General features: G+C 51.0%; 23 protein-coding genes and 1 tRNA gene. 13 read left to right on the top strand and 11 right to left on the bottom strand.

The genetic code is table 11. The annotated features are described in order from the left end of the window. Positions 1–331 precede the first annotated feature (331 nt). A complete protein-coding gene (locus METPAY_RS10830) occupies positions 332–1,015 on the top strand; it encodes a hypothetical protein (RefSeq protein ID WP_048152397.1) in 684 nt (227 codons plus the stop codon). A gap of 39 nt (positions 1,016–1,054) precedes the next feature. On the opposite strand, the gene METPAY_RS10825 is transcribed toward METPAY_RS10830, so the two are convergent. After that, the gene (locus METPAY_RS10825; protein ID WP_048152394.1) at positions 1,055–2,677 is read right to left on the bottom strand and encodes a GAF domain-containing protein; all 1,623 of its coding nucleotides are present in this window, start codon (positions 2,675–2,677) and stop codon (positions 1,055–1,057) included. 189 nt (positions 2,678–2,866) lie between these two features. Between METPAY_RS10825 and METPAY_RS10820 the strand changes: the two genes are divergently transcribed. The 4 genes from METPAY_RS10820 to METPAY_RS10805 all read left to right on the top strand — a co-directional run bounded on the left by METPAY_RS10820 (position 2,867) and on the right by METPAY_RS10805 (position 5,514). Next, a complete protein-coding gene (locus METPAY_RS10820) occupies positions 2,867–3,547 on the top strand; it encodes a DUF169 domain-containing protein (protein WP_048152391.1) in 681 nt (226 codons plus the stop codon). A gap of 3 nt (positions 3,548–3,550) precedes the next feature. Next, positions 3,551–4,396, top strand: a complete 846-nt coding sequence (locus METPAY_RS10815) for a DsrE family protein (RefSeq protein ID WP_048152388.1) — start codon at positions 3,551–3,553, stop codon at positions 4,394–4,396. A 10-nt stretch (positions 4,397–4,406) separates the two neighbouring features. Next, entirely contained in the window at positions 4,407–4,736 is a 330-nt protein-coding gene (locus tag METPAY_RS10810) for a DUF5400 family protein (RefSeq protein ID WP_048152385.1), read from the top strand. A gap of 364 nt (positions 4,737–5,100) precedes the next feature. Continuing rightward, positions 5,101–5,514 carry a winged helix-turn-helix transcriptional regulator gene (locus METPAY_RS10805; protein WP_048152382.1) on the top strand — a complete coding sequence of 138 codons (414 nt, stop codon included), beginning with the start codon at positions 5,101–5,103 and terminating at the stop codon, positions 5,512–5,514. Positions 5,515–5,607: 93 nt separating this feature from the next. On the opposite strand, the gene METPAY_RS10800 is transcribed toward METPAY_RS10805, so the two are convergent. Further along, positions 5,608–5,988: a winged helix-turn-helix transcriptional regulator gene (locus tag METPAY_RS10800; protein ID WP_048152379.1), complete on the bottom strand. Its 381-nt coding sequence runs from the start codon at positions 5,986–5,988 to the stop codon at positions 5,608–5,610. A 110-nt stretch (positions 5,989–6,098) separates the two neighbouring features. Here METPAY_RS10800 and METPAY_RS10795 point away from each other — a divergent pair, with 110 nt between their 5' ends. From METPAY_RS10795 to METPAY_RS10785, 3 genes are read left to right on the top strand one after another with little or no spacing between them, the layout of a single operon-like run. Further along, entirely contained in the window at positions 6,099–6,695 is a 597-nt protein-coding gene (locus METPAY_RS10795; protein WP_048152375.1) for a DUF2115 domain-containing protein, read from the top strand. Positions 6,696–6,738: 43 nt separating this feature from the next. Continuing rightward, positions 6,739–8,907, top strand: coding sequence for an adenosylcobalamin-dependent ribonucleoside-diphosphate reductase (locus tag METPAY_RS10790; RefSeq protein WP_048152531.1), 2,169 nt, complete (start codon positions 6,739–6,741; stop codon positions 8,905–8,907). Continuing rightward, positions 8,907–9,371, top strand: a complete 465-nt coding sequence (locus METPAY_RS10785) for a DUF2115 family protein (RefSeq protein WP_048152372.1) — start codon at positions 8,907–8,909, stop codon at positions 9,369–9,371. The genes METPAY_RS10790 and METPAY_RS10785 overlap by 1 nt, the downstream gene beginning before the upstream one ends. A gap of 58 nt (positions 9,372–9,429) precedes the next feature. Here METPAY_RS10785 and METPAY_RS10780 read toward each other — a convergent pair. The 4 genes from METPAY_RS10780 to METPAY_RS10765 all read right to left on the bottom strand — a co-directional run bounded on the left by METPAY_RS10780 (position 9,430) and on the right by METPAY_RS10765 (position 15,738). Beyond that, a tRNA-Leu gene (locus tag METPAY_RS10780) sits at positions 9,430–9,511 on the bottom strand. A gap of 36 nt (positions 9,512–9,547) precedes the next feature. Next, a complete protein-coding gene (locus tag METPAY_RS10775; RefSeq protein ID WP_048152370.1) occupies positions 9,548–10,843 on the bottom strand; it encodes a 4Fe-4S binding protein in 1,296 nt (431 codons plus the stop codon). 92 nt (positions 10,844–10,935) lie between these two features. Further along, on the bottom strand, positions 10,936–11,574 hold the full coding sequence (locus METPAY_RS10770) for a class I SAM-dependent methyltransferase (RefSeq protein WP_048152367.1): 639 nt from the start codon (positions 11,572–11,574) through the stop codon (positions 10,936–10,938). Between the two features lie 291 nt (positions 11,575–11,865). Further along, positions 11,866–15,738, bottom strand: coding sequence for a DNA-directed DNA polymerase II large subunit (locus METPAY_RS10765; RefSeq protein WP_048152364.1), 3,873 nt, complete (start codon positions 15,736–15,738; stop codon positions 11,866–11,868). A 95-nt stretch (positions 15,739–15,833) separates the two neighbouring features. Between METPAY_RS10765 and METPAY_RS10760 the strand changes: the two genes are divergently transcribed. Further along, complete coding sequence (locus METPAY_RS10760; RefSeq protein ID WP_048152361.1) at positions 15,834–16,556, top strand: DUF5714 domain-containing protein; 723 nt, start codon at positions 15,834–15,836, stop codon at positions 16,554–16,556. A 1-nt stretch (position 16,557) separates the two neighbouring features. Next, positions 16,558–17,319, top strand: a complete 762-nt coding sequence (locus tag METPAY_RS10755; protein ID WP_245611623.1) for a thymidylate synthase — start codon at positions 16,558–16,560, stop codon at positions 17,317–17,319. A gap of 45 nt (positions 17,320–17,364) precedes the next feature. On the opposite strand, the gene METPAY_RS10750 is transcribed toward METPAY_RS10755, so the two are convergent. Further along, entirely contained in the window at positions 17,365–17,877 is a 513-nt protein-coding gene (locus tag METPAY_RS10750) for a HEAT repeat domain-containing protein (RefSeq protein ID WP_048152360.1), read from the bottom strand. A gap of 135 nt (positions 17,878–18,012) precedes the next feature. Here METPAY_RS10750 and ilvD point away from each other — a divergent pair, with 135 nt between their 5' ends. Next, positions 18,013–19,656: a dihydroxy-acid dehydratase gene (ilvD, locus tag METPAY_RS10745; RefSeq protein ID WP_048152358.1), complete on the top strand. Its 1,644-nt coding sequence runs from the start codon at positions 18,013–18,015 to the stop codon at positions 19,654–19,656. A gap of 444 nt (positions 19,657–20,100) precedes the next feature. Here the strand turns inward: ilvD and METPAY_RS10740 are convergent, their stop codons facing one another. After that, complete coding sequence (locus tag METPAY_RS10740) at positions 20,101–20,532, bottom strand: C-GCAxxG-C-C family protein (RefSeq protein WP_048152356.1); 432 nt, start codon at positions 20,530–20,532, stop codon at positions 20,101–20,103. A gap of 95 nt (positions 20,533–20,627) precedes the next feature. Between METPAY_RS10740 and METPAY_RS10735 the strand changes: the two genes are divergently transcribed. Beyond that, positions 20,628–20,897 (top strand): hypothetical protein, encoded by a 270-nt coding sequence (locus tag METPAY_RS10735; protein ID WP_157199067.1) that lies wholly within the window; start codon positions 20,628–20,630, stop codon positions 20,895–20,897. A gap of 2 nt (positions 20,898–20,899) precedes the next feature. Here METPAY_RS10735 and METPAY_RS10730 read toward each other — a convergent pair whose 3' ends face one another. Together METPAY_RS10730 and METPAY_RS10725 are read right to left on the bottom strand one after the other, a co-directional pair. Beyond that, positions 20,900–21,223, bottom strand: a complete 324-nt coding sequence (locus METPAY_RS10730; RefSeq protein ID WP_052418784.1) for a zinc ribbon domain-containing protein — start codon at positions 21,221–21,223, stop codon at positions 20,900–20,902. Between the two features lie 45 nt (positions 21,224–21,268). Beyond that, positions 21,269–21,790: a zinc ribbon domain-containing protein gene (locus METPAY_RS10725; RefSeq protein ID WP_048152351.1), complete on the bottom strand. Its 522-nt coding sequence runs from the start codon at positions 21,788–21,790 to the stop codon at positions 21,269–21,271. A gap of 495 nt (positions 21,791–22,285) precedes the next feature. Between METPAY_RS10725 and METPAY_RS10720 the strand changes: the two genes are divergently transcribed. Beyond that, positions 22,286–23,785 (top strand): MFS transporter, encoded by a 1,500-nt coding sequence (locus tag METPAY_RS10720; protein ID WP_048152348.1) that lies wholly within the window; start codon positions 22,286–22,288, stop codon positions 23,783–23,785. A gap of 94 nt (positions 23,786–23,879) precedes the next feature. Here METPAY_RS10720 and METPAY_RS10715 read toward each other — a convergent pair whose 3' ends face one another. Continuing rightward, positions 23,880–24,962 carry an FmdE family protein gene (locus tag METPAY_RS10715; RefSeq protein ID WP_048152524.1) on the bottom strand — a complete coding sequence of 361 codons (1,083 nt, stop codon included), beginning with the start codon at positions 24,960–24,962 and terminating at the stop codon, positions 23,880–23,882. Between the last annotated feature and the right edge of the window lie 254 nt (positions 24,963–25,216).

Genomic DNA, 25,216 nt, shown 5'->3' with positions numbered 1-25,216 from the left:
TTACAGATCCTACTCAGGCAACCCCGGCACCGGCGGCCAGGCCGCCGGACGGCCCCTACCCAGGTGCCTTGCCCTGAGATAGTTCTCCCACGGCACGCTCAGGAGACCGACAAGGGTCCCCTGAGCTGTTTAATTTGGTTTTACATGAAAATCACGTTGTGATTTACATGAAACAGTCCATGAAACCTTTGTTTCATAAACGTTTTTTGGCATATTCCATTCCGTACAAGCCATGAATTTAACGCGTCTCACCGCTCAGGGGATACCCGCACAGATTAACGAAGAGCCAAATAAAAAATTCCTTCTATGATCTTCCCGAAAGATACTGTTAATGAAAAATACGCACATCATAGCCGCCATAACCTTCAGCCTCCTGTGTATCCTGTGTCTTCTTGCGGGAATCATTATCATCGGGGACGGGGATTCGGGAAATGAATCGTCGCCACCGGATGAGCAGGTGACGAACATTCTCGATTTATCCGCCCCGGCGGTTACCAAATGGAACGATATCAAAAAAACGAGCAATACCACGGATTTCAGCGACTTCCAGGAGTATATAGATTCTTACAATACTACATACGAACTCCGGAATTATGAGAGCGGGATCATAAGCCTGGACGATTTCCTCGGCCCGATCATATCTTTTATCGATGAAAATCCGACAGGTGCCGGTGAAATATCAGTGTACAAGGAATATTACAAATTATACTTCGAATTTGTGAATGGGAGCGGTGAGATTACGGGGGAAACGGAGTACAAATGCTACTCACCGGAGGAATGCTATAACGTCACATTGTTCATGGCCGGAAATCCGGAACTGGAAGAGATCTTCGGAGGGAACTGTGTCCCGGCCTATGACGAATACGAATATTTCTGCTACCTGGAATGCAGTTATGACTCAGGGGAAGAGGCGTACGTGGTATTCAACAATCACCAGGCCGTCTTCTATTACCAGGATGAAGAGCTGATGGAATCTTTCGATCGATGGTTTGACGCGGTTCCGGAATATCATTAATTTTTAGAATTGCAGGGGGAATGTTTTGTCTCCCCCGGTCTACTCTCCTTTTTTACTCTCTCTGCCGGCTTCACCAAGAGCGCTGGCAAGCCTCGATCTTTCGAGGGCGATGCCGAGCTGGAGCCCGATGGAGAAGAGGTTATCAAGACTTGTCTGAGTATAGTGCTTCTCCGCCCTACTGCCCATATTAACCAGCCCGACGATCTGGTCGCCGACTTTTATCGGCAGGATCAAAAGCGTCCTGACTCCGTTCTCCCGGATGGCACTGGGGACCAGGTCCTCGTACTCCGGCATCCCGGAGACTATATAGACAAGGGTTCGGTCACGGAACACACGATCGAACAGGCCGTCGTATATTCCGGCTATACACATCTTCCGGAGATGTTCGGGCATGTTCCGCTGGACCCGCGGCACCATTCCCTCGGCATCGTCCTTAAGGTAGATACAGCCCATATCAAAGCCCAGGGTATTAATGACCGCCTCGATCGATTTCTCAAGGATCGCTTCCTCGTCGGTTGCAGTATTCAGGATGGTGGAGATGGAGTTCATCGCAAGGAGAGTATTTACGAACTCCGCCCTTTCCCGGTCGAGCCGCTGCATCCGGAGGGCGCTTGCGATCTCGTCCGCGACGATCTCTATGTTCTCCAGCTCGGTTGCACTGATTGAAGACTCCGTCAGGAGCAGCATCACACCGGCGGCCCGCTCCTCGTCGATGATCGGCACTGCGACTGCATAGCGGAATGTCTCACCGTCCCTTTCTTCGGATACTGTCTCAAGCGAAGTCATACAGCGTTCGAGAATGGGAGATAAGTCCTGCAGCAGTTCGCCGGAGAGCGGCGCAGTAGTGCAGGCTACGTGCATGTCGGCCATGATGACACTTCCGTGGACGAAGGGAACTAGGCTCTCCCTCACCCCCCGGAGAGTTTCACGGAGGAGGTCTTCTTCATTCTGTGCAGTTGCAGCCGTTCTTATGATATAGAGAAGAGATTCGAGATGCCGCCGTGTCCTTCTCCCGCCTGAGAGGTCCTCGCCGATAAGGACCCGTGCGCCTGCCGGATCTCCGGGACCGGAGGAGACAAGGGTGAAACGGTAGGGACGATATATCCCTGCTCTCTCGATCAGGTCGAGTTCGATCGAGGCGGTTCTACCTGCATTCGCCGACCGGCAGAGATTTTCGAGTTTTGCAGCCTGGGACTGGTGAACGAGGCCGGAAAATTTTTCCGCCGCGGGGAAGAGCGATTCGAAGAGCCTGTTTCTTGCGATTATGAAAAGATCCTCCCCGACCGTAAGGACTACGGTCTCCGGGAGGTCCAGCGAGTCGCGGAGCTCCGCTTCCCTGAGAAGAAGATCGTGGAGTTCGAATGCGGCCTGCGCAGTCGTCCGGGCGCCCCGGGGCACGCTCTCCGGCTCCTCGCGGATGATTGTCTCAGCACCCGCTTCCTGCGGCTGTTTCATCATCCACAGCTTGTTCCGCCCGATCTCGCGGTAGTCGATGACTCCCTTCGCATGAAGCGTCCAGAGGTACTTGAGAGCGGTCGCCCGGCTCTTCCCGATTCCCATGGATATCTTGTCGAGCATGCACTCTTCAGGCGGATGCGATCGCAGGTATGCGACAATCAGGTGTTCGGTCCCGGCAAGATTCTCAATCTCTGTCGAAGTCATTTATACTATATAGTATAATTTCCCGGAAGATGATAAACATATCCCGGAGTGAAACGCCACCGCGTGTATATAATGTCCGGCAAAACAGGACCACAATCGCAACTTTAATATATTTTATACTATACAATATAGTTATACTAAGTCGACAAAATAGGTGCATCAATCCTGGTGTCGACCGGAGGAAAAAACATGTCATACGAAACAACCGGAAAAGAACTGATAGAACTGCTGGGGCTGAAGGGAAGCCCTGTCGCCGTAAAGATCGCAGAAACAGAGGCGGACGTGCCCGCCGGATACCAGAAGGTCCCGGAGAAGAGCAGGCACTGCCAGTTCGTGCAGGACGCAAGGCTCAAAGGCATGAAAGGATATGCCACACGGGACGAGCATCTCTGCAAGGGCGGGGCAGGCGTAATGGGAATCGAACCCCTTCCCGAGGCGGTCGCGACAGGCAAAATGTATCATACGCTCGGCAACTTCAAGACAGCCGAAGGAGCGCTCGACACCGTTTCCGCTATACCGAAATGCACTACAGAGTCCTATGCGTCGGTCTACTCGCCGCTCGAATCGGCGGAGTTCGAGCCGGATGTTGTAGTCATAGTTGCAACACCGAGACAGGCACTCAGGCTCAGTCAGGCATATCTATACGCGACCGGCGGAAGGATATCGAGCGATTACTCAGGCATCCAGTCGATCTGTGCGGACGCAGTCGTAGCAGTGAAGCAGCGTGGAGTTCCGAACATGACACTCGGGTGCAACGGTTCGAGGAAGAACTCGGGGATCGCAGAAGACGAGGTCATTCTTGGCATCCCACCGAAAGATCTGCCGGAGATAGTCGAGGCACTCAAATTGTTTGCAGAGAAGTGGGGTTGAAACATGGTGAAAACAATCCCGGCACGCGGGATTAAATCCCCCAACGCCTCGATCCTTGCTGCAAATATCATCAGACATTCCGCAGGGCCTAACGAAGAGATCCGGTTTCTCCTCAGCCCCGGTGCGGAGGAGGGCATGGATGCGGTTGCGGCAAAGTTCGGCTATAACATTGAGACCGGAAAGAACGGCAGCGATGTCGAGGTGCGGATGATTCCCCGCGGCACGAAGATGCAGGAGGTCGACGTTACAGGCGATACCTGTCCCGGCCCTGCCATCACAGTCGGAAACATCCTCGAATCGCTCGGGATCGGGGAGAGACTGAAGGTGAAGTGTGCGAACGGGTCCACTCTCGAAGATATCGCCCGTGCAGTAACATCGGGCGGTTCCCGCGTGATCGAAGAGGGGAGCGAAGGCGATCGCCGCTACCTTATCGCGGAGAAGGCAGAACGTCCTGCCGCAGGAGAAGCGTCAGCCCTGGCAGCGAACCTTAATTCCGTGGTGATCATCCAGAGCAACGGGATCAGCAACGCCGAAAGAGCCTATGCGACCTTCCTTTTCTCTAAGGTGGCACTTTCGATGGGAAAGACAGTCACAATATTCTTGCTCATGGACGGAGCCAGCATGGCAAGACAAGGGGCGGCGGCAGGCGTGAAACATCCTTCCTTCGATCGACTTGACAATCTCATGAACGAAGTAATCGAAGCAGGTGCGAAAGTATACGTCTGCGAACTTTCGGCACAGTTCCGCGGCATAAATGAAGGCAATCTCGTCAGGGGAATGAAAATCGCCGGAGCTGCGACTTATATAGACCTGATCAGCAATCCTGCCAACGCGGTGGTAAACTTCTGAGGTGAAAAGAATGGAATATACATATCTTGTAATTACCCTGGCGATCCTGCTGAGCAGCATAACTACGGGATTCATCACATTCCGGATGATCGGGATGCGTCTTGCAGTGCACTTCGGGTTTCTGATGCTCGCCTTCATTGCGACCATTGCAGCGATTGCGACCGGCCTCCCGGCAATAGTCCTTGCAGCCGCCGCCCTCCAGGTGCTGGCGACGATCACGGCATACACGCAGATCTGGCCGACGCTGAAATATTCGATCCAGACATCGCCGGGCTACGCCCCGCACCTTGCCCTCGTGACGATGCTGCCTGTGCTTGCTCTTGCCGCAGTACTGATGTAAAAATTCCTTTTTTTAAAATTGCTTAAGGGCATCTAAAAAAAATTATTTCATTTATTCATAACCGGACCGCTCAGCATATCTTCCTGAGTTCCCCGATCTTCTTCTCGATCATATCGAGTCTGGCCTGCGTCCGCTGCTTTGCATTCTCCAGTGACTTGATCTCGTCTTCAACGGAGAGCATCTGCATACAATCGCAGGAGCAGTGTCCGTGACCGAAATTATGACCCCGATCATAACCGTGGCCATGACAGTGCGAATTCTGAACTGGCATACACATCGCTTCTTTCACCTCCCTGACATTTGTATATAATTACAATATTTTGGAAAGTATTAATTCTATCAAGTTTATAGTAGTGAAGTGACTATGCACCACGATAGTAACAGGATCTGCCTCTGCCCGCTCGAAGGGATCATTACCACAATATCCAAAAAATGGGCCATTTTGCTCATCAGTATCCTCGGGCATCACGAAAAACTGCGGTTCAACGACCTCATGAATATTCTTGAAGGAATCAGCCCGAAGACGCTGACAGACCTCTTAAAAGAACTGCAAAGGACGGGACTTGTAGAGAGGGAGTCGTTTCCCGAAATTCCTCCCCGTGTCGAATATTCGCTGACCGACGACGGAAAAGAACTCTGCGAAGTGATTATTCCCCTGGTCAAATGGGCGGAGAAGAGGGACAACCTTCATGAAAAGAAATGCACGCTGAAGTGCCGGAGTTCCTGCTGTCCCTCAAGGCACTCTTCGGGCGAGGGAGAAAAATCAGGGGACGAATGATTTTTGAATAAATCTGATCCTATACGGGAGACTGTAGCAGGAGAACAGAAAATAATATCGTCCAAATCCAAATATTTTGCAATAAGCTCATGTCTAATTTTTTTCAGGATAGAGCTCTTCAAGAGTATGACTTTGACCATCCTCAAATACCTCGGCGGGATACCACTTCGCACCAAATTCCATGAAGGCAAGAAGTATTGATATGGTATCCTGACCCTTCTCCGTGAGATGCCATTCGACGACACGTGGATCTTCTCTGATAACTTCAGCATTAATAAATTCATTTTCCTCAAGTTCACGAAGCCTCATCGAGAGAACCCTTGGTGTGAGACCCGGAAGAGATCTTTTGATTTCACCAAACCTCCTGATATTTAATATTGCAATATCACGCAGTATCAGCAGAGTCCACTTTTTCCCGAGAACGCGGATAGCAACATGAGCAGGACAGCACTTGTATTTAAATGCAGGCTGCATTGGGAAATGAGCTTTTATCTTAGAGTAATCAGATTGCATGGTATACAATTTTGCTCTACGGCATTAAAGTAGTATTATTAGTATACCATATTGGAGTGGGTCGGACAGCCGTGCAGGAAGAAGAACTTGATCAAATCGGTTCGATAGCCCGGAAGATAGCTCAGGCAAAGACAAAAGGGGAACTCGGGTCAATTCTTGCTGCCGAGCTGGCTGGTTTCCGGAACACAGACCTGCAGGTGATCGGGGGCCGCCTCTACGCTGAACTCTGCAGACTGCCGTCTCCTTATAGGGAACAGGTTTCGCCTTACATAAAAGATCAGCTCCTCGGGGCGTACCACAGGCTCCTGCTCGATCACAGGAGAGCCGTATTTTCAGCAATGAACGAGCCGATCTCCGATCGTGAAATGTTTCTTGCTTTCTGTGAAATGATGCCTGAAGGATGCAGGCGTTGGGACGAATCAACGCAGAGACTGCCGTTCAGGTTCACTCCTTACCACAGGTGTTTCTACTATATCATCTCAGCCTTCACGATCTTTGTTCTTGAAGAACCCGGCCATCCGGTCGGAATGCCCTTCCCGGGCGGCTTCAAAGTCGAGGAAGAGAACGGAGTATTTCAGTGCCCGATACGTGACCGTGAAAAAGACGTTCCTTTTTCAATCTGCAATTTCTGCCCGGCCATCCAGGACGAAGGAATAAACCGGCTTTAAACGCCGGATAAACCTGAAAAATCTATTTATGGAGCCCAAATCAATGAGCACTTCGACAATTACGGACAACATCCTTTCTGCAAGATATCTCAGGAAAGGGGAAAAAAAATTTGAAGACATCTGCCGCCGCGTAGCCTCTGCCCTCGCAGCCGACGAAGAGGACTGCGAGCTGTTCTACGAGGCAATGACCTCTCTAAGATTCCTTCCGAATTCTCCAACGCTTATGAACGCAGGAACTGAAATCGGCCAGCTCTCCGCATGTTTCACCCTTCCGGTACCTGACTCCATCCCCGGAATATTCGATGCCATGAAGCAGGGTGCAGTCATCCATAAAACCGGGGGCGGGACCGGCTACAACTTCTCGCACATACGGCCGGAAGGTTCTCCTGTCAGGTCGACGGACGGGGTCGCCTCCGGACCGGTTTCTTTTATGAAGGCATTCAATGCGGCCACCGACGTTATTAAACAGGGAGGAAGGCGTCGTGGTGCAAATATGGGAATACTCAATGTCTGGCATCCCGACATCCTCTCTTTTATTACCTCAAAAAAAGAGGAAGGGAGCATTTCAAATTTCAACATATCCGTGATGGTAAATGACGAGTTCATGACTCTGGTCAGGGATCGGAAATTCGATGAAGTCTGGCTCACTCACCCGGTCACAGGCGCAAAAGTTACTATAGGCGAGATCTGGAATGGAATCGTCGACGGGATCTGGAATAACGGCGAGCCGGGAGTGCTCTTTTACGATGAAATAAACAGGCACAATCCAACCCCCGGGCTCGGGGATATCGACATCACGAACCCGTGCGGAGAGCAGCCGCTCCTCCCGTTTGAAAGCTGTGTCCTCGGGAGCATCAATCTCGCGGCGTGCATAAGGGAAGGGGAATTCGATGAGAAGCTTCTTGATGACACGGTCAGGATGGCGGTCAGGTTCCTCGACAATGTCATCAATGCAAATGTGTACCCCATACCCGAGATAGAAGAGGCGACGAAGAAGACCAGAAAGATTGGTCTCGGAGTTATGGGAGTACACGACGCTCTTCTCATTCTCGGGCTCCCCTACGACTCGCCGGAGGGGAGGAGATGGTGCGGGGAGATCATGCGGAAAATTACGGAAACCGCCGTCGAAGAGTCCCAATTACTCGCAGAAATGCTGGGAACATTTCCCGAATGGGAGAGGAGCACGTGGAGAGACAGGAAAGTGAGGAACGCGGCCATGACAACTGTCGCACCGACAGGAACCATCTCCCTTTTGGCGGGGTGTTCGAGCGGAATAGAGCCTGTATTCTCTTTCGCATATACACGGAAGAATACTTTAGGGAAGACATTTGTCATCGTAAGCCCGGTCTTCAGGGACGCTCTCCGCCGTGTCCTCGATGAAAACGGATACCCGGGGGACGAACTTGAAAAGAAAGAGAGCGAAGTCATTGAACATGTGCACGAGACCGGTTCGATCCAGGACCTTGAATGGCTGCCTGCCGGTTTCCGCTCACTTTTCAGGACCGCACTCGACATCTCCTACAGGGATCATATAGAGATGCAGGCAGTATTCCAGAAATATGTGCATGCCTCGATAAGTAAGACAATAAATATGCCAAACTCTGCGAAGAGGGAGGACTGCGAGGAGGCACTTCTTGCCGCTTGGACCCTCGGTCTCAAGGGCATCACGATATACAGGACGGGGAGCAGGGACTCCGTAGTTCTTTCTCTTGGTAATTCGGAAAAGACTGCACCGGCCCTGGGCCAGGGCATCGAACGTCCTAAAGAGCTGGCGGGCAGGACTTATATGTGCCAGTCGGGGTGCTGCCGCCTTTATGTAACTGTCAACATGCTGGACGGAAAGCCGATTGAGGTCTTCATAAGGACGGTCGGGAGCGGGGGGTGCGATGCAAACAACAGTGCACTCGGCCGTGCGATAAGTACGGGGCTCCAGAACGGAGTCCCATATATTAAGTTCGTCAGGCAATTTGCGAAGGTCAACTGCATCTCGGCCATCAAAAATTCTCAGTCCGAAGGGCTCTCATGTGCGGATGTGGTCGGCAGGTGCATCGACCTGACCGCAAACAATCAGACCATAACTACGCTCAGGGACTGGGAGATTAAGGAGATCAGCGGCAAGAGACCGTGTCCCGAGTGCGGCGAACCGCTGGACTTCGGAGAGGGATGCAACCAGGGGATCTGCAAGAACTGCGGTTGGAGCGGGTGCAGCTGATGAAGGCGACGGAACTTCTTGAAATCATAAAAGACGATCTGGCTGCCATCCCGGAATATATCGCCCGCACAAAAGAAATCCAGGAGACAAAATCAAATGTCTCCGACACAGCTGCCTCTCTTGTAGCCGAATACGACTATGCGGTGTACAGGGAGATCATGGACGAAACATGTCCTGCACCAGATATCACGATCGAACCTGGCCGCGTTGAAGAGTTCAGGGAAGCTCTCGAACGCTACTTTGACGAATATGCACCTGGAGAAAACAGCCTGAGGCGTTATATCATCAATATTTCACTATACCTTGTTTTTATAGCGAAAAGGCCGCTGCACCCGCCCGGCATCGACTTTCCGGATTTAAAGGTCATAAAAGGAGAGGACGGACAGTACTACTGCGGCAGAAAGGGAAGGATATTTGATGGAGAACCTACTCTCTGCCGGTACTGCATATGCAGGCCTCTATGAATTGTCAAGGATGTGATAGCAGTATATCCATGACATAAGCAATATTTTAAAAAAGCAATGCGAGGGGAGGGAGTCGAACCCGCGAACCACTAAGGACTCGATCTTGAGTCGAGCGCCGTTGACCACTTGGCTACCCTCGCAGAAAATGCAGTTTCATTATTTATCCTTTCACTAATTTAAGGCTCGCTTCTCTTCCCGAAGACTATCGCCGAATCTTTCGGGCAGACCTCAATACATCTTCCGCAGAGATAGCATTCCGCTTTCCTGCCATCCCTCCCTGCTTCAACCGTCGGGCAAACCCTCTCGCACTTTCCGCAGTCGATGCAGTCTTCGGTCCTCTTAAGCCCGAACCTCCCGAAACGGGAGGCTATAGAGAAGACCAGACCGTACGGGCACAGGAACGTACAAAACGGCCTGTATACGAACAGCGAAAGAACCAGTATGACCGCAAACACCACTGCCGCCGCCGAAAATATCGTCGCAAAGAAGTGCGAGACGCCGATGTACTCGAATGTATTTATCGACAACAGTGCCCCGGCTACAAGACCGGCAAATGCAATCAACCGTACTGCATTCGGAATACGCCTGTCACGGATCTTCAGTTTCGGCAGCGGCAACCTCGAGAGAAGTTCCTGGACCGCCCCCGCCGGGCACATATGCGCACAAAACACCCGCCCGAAGATCAACGAGATACATACCAGCAGGACAAGCCCGACAAAACCGAGCCCCGCGAACTGGAGAGTTGTAAGTCCCGATACCACGGAATAGAAACCATCCGGTGCTATCGGCAGCACCAGGAAGAAGCCTGCCGCAGTGGTCAATATCAAAACCGAGATTATCATCTCTCTTGAAACCGCGTTTTTGAGCCAAAGCCCGGCCATGACAAGAGCTCCGCCGAACATATACACTATCCCCGAATAGCGCTCCGCCATATCGGCAAATGCACCGCTGATTCCAAAAGATTCAGGATCGTTAAGGACTATGAGAACTGCAAGCAGAAGCGGAACCATCCCGGCATACAGGAATACCCTGCTGTAGAGCATCGGATTCTCCCTCCTGAGGTAACGCAGGATGAAATATGCTGAGAGGATCAGGACACCGGCAATAACCAGCCCAGAAGCAGTAAACAAAAGCGGGTTCAGACCTGAGTCTGATGATGATTCAGTTCCCCCTGACGGCGAAACAGTAGATTGGACAGTATCGGCGACCGATCCTCCCCTGTGCCTGTTACCCGAATCGGTTGCAGAACTGTTTGTTACCGTAACAGGATCGGCATCGGTTGCCGCCTGAGAAGTATCGCCGGGCGTATAATCGCAGATGGAATCCCCGTTGGAATCTACGTAGAGGAAGCAACGCCCAGGATAAGGACAATCTCCGATACCCTTGGGGCATACCGCCGCACATGCCGGCACTGCAAGACTCGCAGCCCCTGCAGCCGCAGGGATTATCCTTCTGATTCTTTTTCCTGCCATACCTGAACTAACGTGGGAAAACTTTTCTCAATTATGTTGAGATTTATGTAATATAAACATTACAATTAGTGCAATATTTTTTACACCAACCCCTATTTGTAGCCTACAACAACCCCGTAATATCCCGACCTGTAGGGCACAATCACTCTGCTAAAACCCGCCGCATAAAGTTCCGATGAAAAGGATTCAATAGTATTCTTCCCGCAAAAATCATCGAGAGGCGCGATCATATTCTCCGCTTCGGAAAGGGAGAGCCCGTTTGAGAGCATCAGGTCAATCCAGTTCTTTTTGTATAACTCATTTTCAAATTCGGTCCCCGGGGCGAACATATCGCCGGAGACGAACCTGCCCCCCTCGTCAAGCATGTCGCGGATCTTTGCAACAAGAATTCTCCTGTCGGAATCACCGATGAAAAATATCGCCTGCGTAACAACGACCGCATCATAACCGCTCCCGGAACAATCTCTCATATCACCTTCGATGAACCTGACACCGGAAAGTGCAGGTTTTTCACCGGCTTTTTCGATCATCCCCGCATCCATATCGACACAGGTAATCTCTGCACCCGGGCATTTCCCGGTGATCATCTCCGTAAGGATTCCGGTACCGCATGCAAGCTCAAGGATCTTCTTATCCTCCGGGAAGATGAAATCAAGAACTGTTCCGTAAAAAGCCTCAGGATATGGAACACATTTTAACGCGATCTCGTCGTAATCTTTCGCCCCTGCCATAAGTAGTCATTTTTATCCCCGACCTTATCAATACCGCAGTATAGCCCTGCAATATAAATCTATATAGCAGAAAAGAGATTATAGCATTTATTTGCGTCAGATTTAATAAACAGACCGTATATTCTACATTTGCCGGTCTTCTTCCGGCAGGAAGATGTGACGAGAAATCAAACCTGAAATGTGCCACAGGGCAATGCGACAGTAATGGAGATACCATTCATACCCAAAATCATACCAACATCACACCATCATCCAGCCAGTATCCCGGTATACGAAAGAGGGTTAAAAAACTCACATAAAATCCGCCAGACCCATCTGCTTCTCGGGCGGTTCGCCGAAGGTCGAAAGGACCGCCATCGAGAGTACCTCCACCCTCTGCCTCGTATATTCGGATACATTATATTCATCGCACATCTTCTGTGACATCTCAAGGTATTTCTTGACCGACCCCTCGTGGACGGTCGGGATCACCTTATTCCCGCACCTGCACTTCCCCGAAAGCGGCATCCTCCTGTACTTCGCATTGCACTTAGTGCAGCGCATCGACTGTTTTGAAAAAGAATTCAGGTTGCCCATAATATCGCGTATGAAATGCGTATTGAGCACCCTTTCCGCGACATCGTCGGCATCGACCGCACGTATGATCTTACCAAGTTCAAGTTCGGCCTCGAGCTTGTCGGTCATCGTTTTTAAGGTATTATAAGAGGATATAAGCGGGCCCGCAGATATGTCGGTTGTATCGTGGGTGAACATGATCCCTTCATACTGCCCCGGGGTCCCGAGACGGAGGGCGACATGGTCGATCTTCTTTTCAAGATCCTTCGGGTGAGTGTACTTCAGCGCTTCGAGATACAGCTCGAGCGGATACGACGGACATGCATCCACATTGTGGCACTCTCCGTCAACCTCCGAAGGATCTATCCTGCTCGTCAGGACGAGCGGGGCGTCCATCGAACCTCCCCTCGTCTCGGGAAGGAAACACTTGGAGAAGTTGATCAGACCGTCGAGAAGGAGCATCACGCAGTCTTCATCCCCGTCGCACTGTCCGGTAAAGATGCCGTTTGCAGGAAGGTTGTGATCCTGGTCCACGGTCAGGCAGAACACATAGTCCTCGGCGGATTCGAGGATCTCACGCCCGACTATCCTGTCGTTTATCATGCACGTGCCCTCGAATATCGGGACGAAATCTCCTTCCTTCAGTTCAAGGGCCTTGACCCTCCGCTGGTAAGCAAGATCGCAGACAAGCATCGTGTGTTCGGGGGTAACGGTTACCGATCTTCCCCGCGAGGTCTCGAACCGGATGAGAGTCTTCGGGGACCTGTGGACCGATACCGAAGTGACCCGCCTCATCCTGACCGCACCGGAGATATCGAGCGAGTGAACCCAGAAGGTCTTTGAGGGATCGGAATAATATGTCCCGACGAGATCGAAGTTTGTCTTCGAGATATCAAAGTTTTCGAGCACGAACTTTCGTATCGGAAGCGTCTGCCACTTCTCATTGTCATAGATCATAATCTCGGTCTCGCCCTGGAAACAGTTCCTCCTCTTCGCCGCGTGGAAATACGGGTGGCCGTATCCTACAAACGCCTTTGAAAAACCGAGAAGTCTCACCAGAACGCCGGCACTCGTATGCGGGGCAAGCCCCATGAGCAGCCGGCCGACGATGTCCTCTTTCTTCTCCGCATTATAGTAGGGAGGAAGATCGTAGAGCTTTCCGAGCATCTCGTCGATGAACATCGCAACCTTCAGGAGCCATTCGCCGCAGTCCTCGGAGACAAGAATGTCCTGGCATTTGAGCTCAAGTACCTGATCTTCGGATTCGAGCGGTTTCCCGTAGACATCCTTCGGGTAACCAAGTTCTATCAGTCTTTCAACCGAAGTCCCGATCTCCTTCGGTTTGAAATGGGTGAGCGGCAGGTCGATCATATCGTAGCGGAGCGTTCCGTCCTTGAATACGTACAGCTCCTTTGCGGCACGCAAAACCGCCTTTTCCAGCGGCTCGGCACATCTCTCCTTCGACATCATGCCCTTTACGCCTTTCACCAGCTTGGGCTCCAGGTCCCTGATCATCCCGAGATTCTTCAGGGCGGAATCATACTCCCCCTTTACGTCGATCTGGACCTGCTGGCTGCAGACTCCCTCCATCCCGCAGACAGGGCACTTTCCGCCGACAACGTTCCGCCCGCACTTGGGGCATACATACTCGGGTTCGGTATGGGTCCCGCACTCGCAGATATTCTTGTATGTTATCTTTTTGCACGAAGGGCACCGGCGAAGACCCATCTCTGCTGTAATCAGTCCCCCCTGCCTGTTCTCCTTCGACTTGGAAGCCTCCTGGAAAGAGCGCCTCGATCCGCCCTCGTCGCCGACAGGGAATAGTCCGTTTGGTGGAGGATTCATCTTACGCGGTTTGGATTTTCCAGGGCGGCCCATCCTTCCGCCGATTCTCGTCCCGGCTTTTGAACGCATCTTAAATCCGGACAGATATGATGCCGCCTCAAGACCGTTCTTGCATTCGGGAAGGTGTTCGCGGTTTTCTCTCTTCTCAAGATTCATCGTAAGGCCCAGGCATGCGAGAAAGACGATCGGGGATTCGATAACGATCTTTCCGTCCCTGACCTTATGGGGAAGGAGGAGAATTTCGAGAGTGCTCTTCAGCTGAAAATCGCCTGGGAGATACAGGGCGCCTTCTTTGATCTCTCCTTCGGCGGACACTGCATCTGCAAGGGCGACTACATCCTCTCCGGAGATATCGTCCCAGATATATGTATAATCCGGATGAAGATATGCACCGGACACGGCCATCTCGACCGCTTCCATCGCACTCTCCGGCCGCTTCTCACCGCCTTCGAGCATCCACCACTCGTGACAGTACGCGGACGGGACGAGGTTGTGGTTGTTCTCGAGGAACTCGCCGTATGAAACAAGCATCTCGCCGACATCGATGATTCTTTCGACCTGCGGACCGTACTTCAGCGCATCCTCTATCGTGTCGATCCTCATCACGTCCCCGTTTTTCAGGCGGACGGTCGGCCCCTCTACCGTATCGACCGGAACCACTCCCGCCGCCTTCCCGGGACGCTCGACCTTCATCTGGGTGCCGACCGCAAGGAAATCGCCGAGTATATGGAGTGTTGAAGGGTTGAATCCTGCAGCCGCAAATCCGGTATTTCTCGATCTGCCGTATCTCAGCCTGAAACCGCCGGCTTTCATAGGGTAGGAGAAGACCGGCCTTCCGCCGATAAGATCCTTGATGTATTTGTCCTTGGGCTTGAGGTGGAATCCCTCGTCCTCCTCTTTCTTCTCCTCTTTACCCGCCGAAGAAGTTCCGCCCGAAACAAGCTTGTCGAGCCATTCCCAGCCCTCCATCTTGACCTTGCGGACGACCTTCTGGATCTTCGGGGCCTTAAGCCCCATTCCCTCGGCGACAACGAGGGCCATACCGCCCCTGACGACATTGGTCTCAATGCGTTCGAGGTTCCTGAAACCCGATACCTCGACCTTCTCCGTCGGCTCGCCTTCGACGCATACAGGACAGTTCCTGACGATATACCTGAGATCGTCGTCCGGCGGAAGGTACTGGAGGCTCATTATATTGTTGTATTTCTTGATCTCCTCGACATACCTCTCGACCTCTTCGTCCCTCGGGATAAACGCCGACATACCGAGACCTTTTCGGACATAATCCCCGACAAGAACGGAGAGAGCCTGGGCCGTTCCGCCCGCACTCCTGATAGGCCCGGCATAATAGATCTTTAAATATTCGGTCCCGTCGTCATTCCTGCCGACGCCGATCTTTCCTATACCCTCGGTCGGGGCCGCAACGACACCCTCGGTCAGGAGAGCCATCGATGTTCTTATCGCGTGATCGAGGATCTCTTCCCTTGTCTGCTCGCCGAATTTCTTTGCAATAAAATCGTCGCCTATCTTCAGGGCGACCTCCTCGCGGGACATCGTCTCACCGAGTTCGCGGAGTCTCGCCGCTACTCCTTTGATGTCAAGCAGTGCCTCGACCCTGTCGGCAAGATCGTTTGCAATAGGGATCTCCACAATGGTCCTCGGATCGATTCCCTTCAGACGCGCCTGCTTTGCAACCTTTATTGCGGTTTCAAGCCCGGTCTGAAGCGATTTAAAATAGGCATCCATCTCCGGCGAGGTCTGCATGAACTATTATTCTGTCGGCATCGCTATAATCCATTTGGCATTGCCAATCATTATGGCGATCCTGAAGAGAACAGTATACACGAGTGGTGAGAAGAATGACCGATGAGAAGACCGGCTGCCTCATCTGCGGCGGGGAACTGGTCTACAGCGATACCGAAAAGGAGATGGAATGTTCGTTTTGCGGTAAGAAATTCAGGACGAACGTTGCATGCGAAAACGGCCATTTCATATGCGACGAATGCCACGGAAGAGAGGCTGAAGGAATAATAACAGCGTTTTGCCTGAATACGGATCTCAAAGACCCGATAAAAATTGCAATAACGCTCATGCGCCACCCAAGCATGCACATGCACGGCCCCGAACACCACTACCTCGTCCCGGCAGTACTCATCACGGCATACTATAATGAAATAAACGAGCCGGAAAAGAAGGAAAAAGCGCTGAAGAAGGCACTCAGTCGTTCGGAGCATATCAAAGGGGGTTTCTGCGGAACGCACGGAACATGCGGTGCAGCGATCGGAACAGGGATCTTCATCAGCGTGATCACGGGTTCGACCCCTCTTTCAGGTGAATCCTGGTCGCTATCGAACAGGATGACGGCAACGGCTTTAATGGCGATAGCAGATGCAGGAGGGCCGCGGTGCTGCAAACGGGATACATATCTCGCCATAATCGGGGCGGTTAAGTTCCTGGAAGAAAACTTCAAAGTCGCCCTGCCGGTTACAAAAGAGTTCTGCTGTGAATTTTCGGGACTGAACAGGGAATGCAGGAAAAAAGAATGCCCGTTCTGGTGCGGGCAATCAGACAATCTGAAATAGGTTGGCGAAAATACTCTTATCAAAGGGAGATGGTTTTAAGGTGTTCAACGTACGTGCATTTTCACTGGGCAAGGCACATGAAGAGGTTATCAAGACCATCCTGAAGCACGGGAAATATCTGGTCACGGAGGACGGAGAAAAGACGATAGAGCTTCCCGAACCGCTGAATATTCACGTTAAAAATCCGTTTGAGGACTACATGATTAGCCCGTTCAACATGTTCGGCGAAGGGGCGATGAAGCAGTATGTAAACGATCTCCTGAACGGGACCGAGAACGAGTTCGTATATACATACCATGACCGCCTCTTCGATTACCCGGTTGGAGATTCGGATTTCAGGGGGGATGGCGACGGGAAAGGGATCGACCAGGTGGAATACCTGATAGAAAAACTCAAAGCCGAGCCCAATTCACGCCGTGCCGAAGCGATCACGTGGTTTCCCCCGAAAGACGATCAATCGGACAATCCGCCGTGCCTCCAGAGAATCCAGTGCTTCGTCCGCGACGGGAGACTCAATATGCACGTAGATTTCAGGTCGAACGACATGCTCTCCGCACTCGGGGCGAACATGTACGCCCTCGTCCATCTCCAGAAGATGATCGCTGATCGCCTCGAAGCGGATGTCGGGTGGTACTCGCATACCTCGGTCTCGGCACACATGTATCACGAACGGGATCACGATGAACTCATGAAATATGTAAAAGGGCTCGGGCTTGAGGCAGACCTGAAGCATTACGAATCCTCAAAACTCATCACAGATTAAACAGAAACAAGAAACAATATTTTAAACAAAAAACCAAAAAAAAATTTAGAAATCTTTTCTAAGTACATTTTCAACCGCTTCCGGCTCGACAGTTCCCATCCTGTGAAGCGTCAGGACCGCACATCTTTCAACAACTCCGTCGGAATTGTCTATGAGATCCTTTAACGGCTGAACCGCCGGTTCGCCTACGCGGATAAGAGCCTGCGATGCATAGCCCCTGACAACCTTGTCGTCGCCGGAGAGCATCTCCAGAAGAATGTCTATCGATGGTTCGCCGATCGCACCGAGAGCAGCAGCGGCATACTTTTTTGCATCTCTTGAAGGGGTACTCTTCAGCAGATCGGAGAGCGGCCCGATGGCGGCAACCCCGATCTTTGCAAGTGCCGATGCGGCGTACCACATCGAATCGTTGTCACCGGATTCTTCGATGAATTCGCATAACAGGATCGCAGCAGGTTCACCGCACCCGGCAAGGGAGTCGACCGCACCTCTTTTTTCCTGGAGACTTCCGTTTTTTATCTGGTCTATATATCCGCGGATCTCCTCTTCACCACACATACAAATCAGGTGGAACCCGATAACTCATATAATTATCAGATTGCTGCAAGTGCCTGAAGGGTGCACCAGATCGGCATTTTTCCGTCCCCCGCAAGAATTTATTTGTATTTTACAATCCAATCATGATCGGTTACAATGCGGAGCGACGAAGCGAAATCGGGTTATGAAAGGGCTGCCAACAGGTCCCTGATCCGGGCTCTCGGGATATCCGACCGGGAGATGAAAAAACCTTTCATAGGCATAGCGAACTCGTGGAACTCGATAGTTCCCGGGCACACGCATCTTCGAATGATCGGCGAGCGTGTCCGCGAGGGAGTTGCTGCAGGAGGCGGAACCCCGTTCGAGTTCAATACAATAGGCATCTGCGACGGAATCGCGATGGGCCACGAAGGAATGACCTACTCCCTTCCTTCGAGAGAGAACGTTGCAGACGCAGTGGAGCTGATGATCCAGGCCCACAGGTTCGACGGTCTCGTATGCATATGCACCTGCGACAAGATAGTTCCGGGAATGCTCATGGCTGCGGTGAGATGCAATATTCCTGCAATCGTTATTACAGGAGGCAATATGCTCCCCGGCTATCACCACGGGTGCGAAATCTCGCTCACCGACGTATTCGAGGGTGTCGGGAAGGTTGCCGCGGGAAAGATGAGCGACGAAGAGCTCACAGAGCTTGAAAAGGCCGCGATGCCCGGATGCGGAAGCTGCCAGGGACTATACACGGCAAATACGATGGCATGCATGACCGAGGCGATGGGGATGTCGCTTCCGGGATGTGCGGCTGTTCCGGCGGTCGATGCGGAAAAGATGAGGCTTGCCTACGAAACAGGCGAGAGGGTTGTGGACCTTGTCAGGGAGAACATCCTTCCCCGCGATATTGTCACGGCAGAGAGCATGAGAAATGCAATAAGAGTCGATATGGCTCTCGGCGGATCGACGAACACCGTCCTTCACCTGATGGCCGTCGCAGAAGAGGCCGACATCCCGTTCGGTCTTGACGAGTTCACTGCAATCGGAGAGCAGGTTCCGCATATCTGCTCCATGCAGCCCGGCGGGCCGCATTCGATGCAGACTCTCCACCGTGCAGGAGGGATTCCTGCGGTTTTTAAAAGGCTTCTCCCTCTTCTTTCGGATGTAAGAACGGTTTCAGGAAAAACGGTCGTGGAGATCGCCGGTTCGGTCAGGTATATCGATGGAAATGTGATCAAAACGATCGAAACTCCGGTGCATGAAGCAGGAGGGCTCAGGATACTGAAAGGCACCCTAGCCCCGGACGGCGCCGTCATCAAATGTTCGGCTGTAAACGACGACATGTGGGTGCACAGCGGACCCGCAAGAGTCTTCAGGAATGAAAAAGAGTCTATGGACGCGATCCTGGGACGAAAGATCAACGAGGGCGACGTTCTCGTCATCCGCAACGAGGGCCCGATCGGCGGACCGGGAATGCCGGAGATGCTTTCGCCGACATCTGCACTAATGGGCATGGGATATACGAAGGTCGCACTGGTTACCGACGGCAGGTTCTCCGGCGGCACAAGAGGACCGTGCATCGGCCACGTCGCACCCGAAGCGATGGCAGGCGGCCCGATCGGTCTTGTGAAAGAGGGAGACATAATTGAGATCAACCTTCATGAGAGAAGGCTTGATCTTGCGGTAAGCCCTGAAGAGATTGAAAAGAGAAGAGAGGCTTATGTTCCCCCGAAGAGAGAGCTCAAGGGAGTTCTCGCACGATATGTGAAAATGGTCGGACAGGCAAACAGAGGCGCTGTTTTAAAATAATTTTTTTTGATCTTTTTAAATTTTAAGGCTAATTGCTCTTCCACCTAAGGTTCCAAAACAGACACCTTTCTCTCATCTGACTCAATTATTTTTCAAAGGTACCCAAAGGTCTTCCGTGGTTTCGAAATAAGTTGAATTTTTTTAGAGGCAACCCTTGCGCAAGTTCGCTTCGCGAACACGCCCTGTCCTCAGGGCTTTGCGCTATTGCGATAGCCCGGCCTGGACGCTACCCTTCCGGGTAGCCTCGGCCGGGGAGATGAAAGTAATCATAACATAATCCTTCTTTTGAAATTTCGAAATAAATGAGCTTCTTCATGGAGCAGGAGGGGATGCTTGTCCATCCCCGACTGCGACTTATCGCAACCGAGGGGGAGGGCCATAGGGAGGGGGAATCTTCCCCCTCCCTCTCTCATATCATACAATAACATTCCAAAAAGGAGATCGTCACTTCAGCATATCGTCAAGAATGCCGGCAGCAATACGAACATACTGGCCGCAAACAGATTTCGGCAGCTTATCGGCAGGGATGCTCTTCATTATTTCATGATTGTTTATGTCGTATCCCAAAAGATTGCGGCACACGAGGGAGCCCGTCTCTTTTGAAAAGCGTTTCTTGAACTCCCTCACCAGTTCATATGTTCTCTTTTTCGCCAGAGATGCATCGCCTTCGTCGCTGACATGGAGACTGATCGCCATTACGCCGCCGGACACTGCACCGCAGGTATCGCCCGTACCCATTCCGCTTCCGAATCCCCTTGCAATCCTTCTTGCGGTTCCGGGTTCGGCACCGAAATCACCGGCAAAAGCCATAAGAACCGACTGCGCACAGTTCAGCCCGCTCTTGAAATTCTCCTCTGCAATATCGGCTCGATTCATGGGATATTATTCAACGTAATGATATAGAACCCTTTTTTCAGGAACATAAAATGCGGGCAAAAGAATTTTATCTTATTACCTGGAAAGGACGGTCCATGAAAGAATATTTAGGCAGGGATACGGTAAGGAAAAAAACTGAAAACCTTTTTGAAAAATGTTCAGCGGAAGATTTTCAGGAACTGCAGAAAAGGCTGATAAATCTCGGCTATGTCCAGAGAGGATCCGATCCTGTCTCCGCAGAATTTCATCATACAGGAGCAGGACTCCTGCTTGACGTTCAGTTTGACAAAGACAGCGGAATACACTCCTACGAACTGCTTACGACGGAAGAGATGGAAGAAAAACACAGAAAATTCCGCTGGTGAATTCAGATTTCATTCACTCTCCAGCGTTTAAGTGTCGGAAGCAGTCTTGACATCATGTCAAGGGCGTCTTCGTATGTCACGAACCCGCTCTCCGCCATCCTTTCTGCACACCTGACTTTCATCTCCCCGAATGTAAGGGTCGGCATAACGAACTCCCCTTTCCAGTAGCATGAGCGGCAGTAATCGGCCGAGGGAGAACCGTCCTCTTCCGTCCCGAAATCCCCCTCGCACTTCATCGGCAGACCGCAGCTCTGGCAGAACGGACCTTCGAAATGCTTCTTTATGACCGAGCAGGTATATCCTATATAATCCTCAGGGATCTCCATATGAGATAGAAAACTCTCTGTCTATAAAAAAGATTGCAAGATGGCTCACTGCCATCTCGGGAGGGTCGAAAGATAGCTGTTCACCATCATCTTTGCCTTTTCCAGAGGCATACCGAGATGTTCTGCCATCATCGGGGCGTACTTCTCGACCGCCTCCTCCTTTGTGAGATCAGGCTCGATAAATTTTCCGTCCTTATAACAATAGATACAGTATTTATCGCTCTTCGATCCGTCCTCTTCCGTTCCGTAGTCTTCATCCTTTGCGAGGGGCATTCCACAGCTCTCGCAGGTCTTAATATCCCGTCCCGCCCATCTTTTCAGGCATGAAAGCTGTTCTTTCATGAATCCGACGGCTTTTTCGGCAGGGATCTCGAACATCTGTGACATAATCGCCCCGCCCTTTTCAGCCATCTCGTCCATTGTAATATCCGGTTCTGTAAAAGATCCGTTCTTATAACAGTACATGCAGTACTCAACGGAGGACGAACCGTCTGCTTCCGTGCCGAAGTCTTCCGGTTTGTTCATAGGCATTCCGCAGCTCTGGCATGTTTTCGCATTATATTTCATATTCAAATCTCCAGGGTTTATCCTACCCGCTACATAATGATTCTTTATGGACATGATAAATGGGTACTATAGAACGCGAAAGTGAAATCAGGTAAAAAAATAAAACCGCATGCCATTGCACCGGCGATTTATGGAGAAAATTTCTGTGGTCAGGGATTGATTAATACTGGTATCTTCTGCGGTACTTAAGCATCTGGGATATTCTTCTGTATTCGTCTTCCGAGAGCTTTTCTGCCTGTATTCCGGAAATCACATAGTCACCTCCTCTTCTGTTGTAATCTCCTTTCTGATATTCGGCCGGTATAATGGAGACCCTGAAAATATTATGAAACACGGGAAAACGAAGATCTTTACCTGCGGTATCCGGATACTCGAAACAAAACGACCTGACCGAAGTCTCCTGATCCTGAGATTGGTGACGGAAGGTTTTCCGAAGAGTACTAATGGCAAAAATTAATAAGAAATTTATTTTAGGCCTGCCCCGATAACTCAATTATGAAAGATTCCCCGGAAAAATCATCAGGCAAAAGTTACAGCCTCCTGATAATTGCAATATCGCTTGCAATATTTATGTCTTCAATCGACGGGACGATCGTCAATATCGCCCTTCCGACGATCTCCGAATCCTTCGACATCTCCTCGAGCACAGTCAGCTGGGTTGCGACCGCATACCTACTCGTAATGGCCGGCTGTGTCCTCATATTCGGGAAGATCTCGGACATAATCGGATTTAAGAGAATATTCCTGACAGGTTTCATCGTATTTACCGTCGGCTCATTTGCGTGCGGTTTCCTCCCCGACCTCCTTGATTCATTCGGGTCCCTTGTCGGATCAAGAGTGTTCCAGGGTGTAGGCGGCGCGATGATAACAGCCATCGCCCCCGCAATGGTTACCGCCTTTATCCCGATGAGTATGAAGGGAAAGGCCATGGGAATAATAATGACCGTGGCGGCGCTCGGAATGGCGATCGGCCCGACAGTCGGTGGTATTCTGACACAATATCTCTCGTGGCACTGGATATTCTTCATCAACGTCCCCATAGGAATCGTTGCGGTTTTGCTTGGTGCGAAGGTGATCCCGTCAACGGTAACAGGCAAAGATCGCGATCTCTCCGGATTCGACAAAAAAGGCGGCCTGCTCATCTTCGTCGGTCTTGCATCGCTTTTATTTGCAATATCCGAGGGACAGGAGCTGGGGTGGACATCCCCCGCGATAATCGTTACTATGATAATTGCAGTCGTCTCTCTCGCAGGTTTCGTCTGGAACGAGCTGAAGGTCTCCGAACCGCTCCTTGAACTAAGGCTCTTCAAGGGGAAAAACTTCTTCCTCTCAAACCTTCTGTTCGTCATCTTATTCCTGAGCTTCTCGGGAATCAACTATCTGCTGCCGTTCTATCTCGAATACGTGCAGGGATTCGATTCATCCACCGCCGGCCTGATACTTACATCGCTGTCGTTTGCAATGATGATCTCCGGACTGCTTGCGGGTGCGCTATTCAACAGGACGGGTGGAAGACCGCTCTGCATCGCAGCGGGATTCGTGATCCTTCTCGGCTATTACTTCATCACGCACCTTCACGCAGATACGACAACTGCATTTGTGGTTGGCTGCCTCCTGCTGATCGGCTTCGGCCTGGGGCTGATGGTCACACCGATCTCGAATATGATCATGAATTCGGTAGGAAAGCAGTACCAGGGAATGGTTTCGAGCCTGACGAGCCTCGAGAGGTTCGCCCCGCTGACGATAGGCATTGCGATATTCAACCTCATCTTCCTGCAGGGCGTCTCGCTTATTGCCGAGCACAGGGGCGTCACCTCACAGGCACCGGCAAATATGAAACTCGAGGTTCTTTCATCAGGGTTCGATCTTGCGTTCCTCGGAGCGTTTATACTATCAATTGCGGTACTGATCCTCTCGCTCATTGTAAAACAGGAGATCCACCCGGACTATCTTGAGGAAGGGCAGGAGACGGAGATCATAGGCGGGATGATTTAATCCCTTTTTTAATTTCAACAAACTCCATCGAACGAATAATCATACAATTTTTAACGGACATGGTTCTGCCACATCAAAAAAAGGAAAAATGATCTTAATTCATCATTCCTACAACTTCGTAGGGGTTGTTAAGCGGATTCTCAAGCTCGGCCAGCATATCGGAATCTACAGTGAACTCCTTCATCACTTCAACATAATCACCGGGATTATCAAGATTCTGCACCATATCCACGGTCTGGGATATTTTACTCCCCCAGGAAGGACCGGTCCATTCTGAAGAATCAAACCGGAATCCCAGAGCGATGCCCTTCCCGCTGTTCTCCTGGCTGTTCCAGAGAACAAATATTCCTGCAGGCCGGATACCATATTTGTCCGTCAGGTATGTCTGGTCTTCATCTGTAAATACAGCCGAATTATCCACTCCTCCTTTTCCGGGAGTCATATCCCACATAACGTTATATATATCTTCTTTGCACCATGTAGGGCTTGATACAACCACGTACGACGTATCATCAGTCAGCGGCATATTCTCCTCAACATACTTTGCAAGAATGTAACCGCTCGAAACCCCGGGGCAGAAATGGTTATGGAGCGATGCCGCATTCATCAGGTCGTAAGGAGCCCCGTATGCCCACGCATTCGCCAGAGAGAGGAGAGAAAATGCATCAGCACCAAGTACTTCCTGTGTTTTGTTCCCGGCATTTGTATCTTCAAGCATCTGGTAGAGATCCCCGGTAACTACTGCAATAGTCGAGAAGGCATTTTCAGGAGGCAATGATTCCACTGCTGCATCGGTGAGCCTGAAATAACTCTCTTTAGGCACAAGGTACAGTCCTTTTCCCGTATCCCTGTTATAGAAATAGAACCAGAGACCCTTCCACTCCGCACGGTTTATCTGGAATAATGTGCTGTCACCGTTTTGAAGGCCTGATACTTTAGTAATTCCCGAGACCGCCTTCTCTGTAGTCTGGCCGTCTACAACTACACGACCCGCATCTGTAAGTACCACGACATCGGAATCGCCATAATCAAAATCAAGCTCGTCCATTGCAATAGTTGCAGCAAATTCACCAAGTGCTTCCATATGATATGCATTTGTCGATGCTGAAACCGCAGGTACACACAGGACGAGTGCCAGACAAATACAGAAACACCACATTAAATGAACAAATTTCATCTTTATCATCTCCATTTCATGACAAATCCAGGCATATTGAATAGAATTAATATGACTGAACCGTGTGCGGCAGAGTACAACTTACATCTGCCCATCAAACCAATAATACATAATTTTTTAAATGTGTTACGATATTGATCGTCACACCACAGGTTTTCATACTCGTGCGAGGGAAAGCACTCTCAGAGTTCCCATTCCCGGCTAAAATGAGAAGATACAGGATTTTTTAGTCCATCTTATTATGAAAAAGATCT

It is taken from the genome of Methanolacinia paynteri, from assembly GCF_000784355.1.
Classification (GTDB): Archaea; Halobacteriota; Methanomicrobia; order Methanomicrobiales; family Methanomicrobiaceae; genus Methanolacinia; species Methanolacinia paynteri.
The sequence above is the reverse complement of the archived record's forward strand: the minus strand, read 5'-3'. Positions and strand labels throughout refer to the sequence as shown.